Source organism: Methylobacterium sp. WL7 (genome assembly GCF_008040085.1).
GTDB lineage: Bacteria > Pseudomonadota > Alphaproteobacteria > Rhizobiales > Beijerinckiaceae > Methylobacterium > Methylobacterium mesophilicum.
The window spans coordinates 1-1,098 of record NZ_VRVG01000321.1 but is presented as its reverse complement, the minus strand read 5'-3'; the positions used below and the strand labels follow the sequence as shown (position 1 = coordinate 1,098).

The following is a 1,098-nucleotide window of genomic DNA, read 5'->3' as shown; positions in this document are numbered from 1 at the left end:
CCTCGATCGTCCAACGCTGGCCCTCGACCGCCACCAGGGTCGCGATCGGCGTGCCGGCCGGGCACCAGGTCGTGAAGTATGCCCGCTCGCCATCGCTCAGGCTGCGGCGGATCAGGAGCCCGCGCGTCCACACGCCGACTTGGTCGTCGTCGGCGCCAGCGAGGTCGGCCAACTCGCGATAGGCCCAGTCGTACAGTCGTGCGCCCTTGGTCCCCTCTCCCGCCGACAGGCGCGCCCAGGCCGACGGAGCGAGGCTGTCGGCGATCACCTCGGCGGTGCCGGCCACAAGCGGCTTGCCGACCCAGGAATTGAACCTGTGATCGGTCTTGACCCCGAGCACATAGCCCTTGCCCGCGTGGCGTAGCGCCATCTCGATGTCGCCGACCCCGTAGACGGTGTCGGCCGCCACCCAGGAGAACGGCACGCCGGCGGCGATCGCCCGCTCAATCATCGCCAGCGCCAATCCCGGCTTGGTCGAAAAGCTCGTCCCCTCCGGCACGTGGACGGCGGCTAATCGGGCCGGATCCGAGGTCCAGGTCTTGGGCAGGTACAAGGCTCGATCGATGAATGCATGACCGTGCCGCGAGGCGTAGGCCGCGAACACGCCGATCTGACAGTTCGTGATCTTGCCGGCCGAGCCGGTGTACTGGCGATGCACGCCGCACGAGGCTTTACCCTGCTTGAGAAAGCCGGCCTCATCCTGAGCCTGCCGAAGGATCGTCGAGAACCAGAACCGCGTCCGGGTCAGCCAGGGTCTCCGGGGCATAGTCCCGCACCACGTCGCGCAGAGCATCCGCATCCCAGCGTCCGCGCCCGAGCACCGCTTGCTGACGCCAGGGCCCGGGATCGCCAGCGGCTTCCGCCCGCATCCAACCCGTCTTGCGCCGCTCCGCGCCGAGCAGTCCGTCCAGGAATGCCCCGGTCGGGGCCGCGACCCGCTTCTGCGTAAACAGCGGGCGCAACCGTCCCTTCACCTCCCGCAGCGACGAGGCCCAGAACTCCAACGTCGCCTCGATCGAGGTCCCCGATGTCCATGATGCGCGAATCATGGTGACGCAGAGAGTCAGAACCTCGCCAAAAATGCAACTGTAATGCTAG

Annotated in this window: 1 pseudogene; it reads right to left on the bottom strand. The window is 67.8% G+C overall.

The annotated features are described in order from the left end of the window. A pseudogene (locus tag FV233_RS29545) lies at positions 1-1,049 on the bottom strand (IS701 family transposase); the annotation flags it as partial. Positions 1,050-1,098: the final 49 nt, after the last annotated feature.